Annotated in this window: 1 pseudogene; it reads right to left on the bottom strand. The window is 54.1% G+C overall.

The features are described from left to right. Nucleotides 1-258, bottom strand: a pseudogene (locus H6A60_RS13040) (hypothetical protein); the annotation flags it as partial. Nucleotides 259-294: the final 36 nt, after the last annotated feature.

Here is a 294-nt window from a genome sequence, read left to right as displayed (position 1 = left end):
TTGCTCAAGTGCAGACTTTGCAGCATTCACTGCGTTGATCCACTGCGTGTACCCCGGCGTCAGCCCTGCAATGATGATTTTGGCGTTCTGATTAATGCCGCTGAAAGGAATGTAGTACTCGGTCAGCGTCTTGCTGCCGATCTGCTCCTTGCCGATCAGAAAATTTTCGTCCGGCAGACGGTTGACGAGGATCTCGCTGTTGAAAGAGAGAATCTGGCTGCGCCAGGCGGAAAGCGGGTATTGGGTAACTTCGATCATGTTGTTTCGGTGTCCGGCGGCAGGGCAGTCTGTCGG

It is taken from the genome of Sutterella massiliensis (assembly GCF_016899755.1).
In the GTDB taxonomy this organism is placed as follows: Bacteria; Pseudomonadota; Gammaproteobacteria; order Burkholderiales; family Burkholderiaceae_F; genus Sutterella; species Sutterella massiliensis.
The sequence above is the reverse complement of the archived record's forward strand: the minus strand, read 5'-3'. Positions and strand labels throughout refer to the sequence as shown.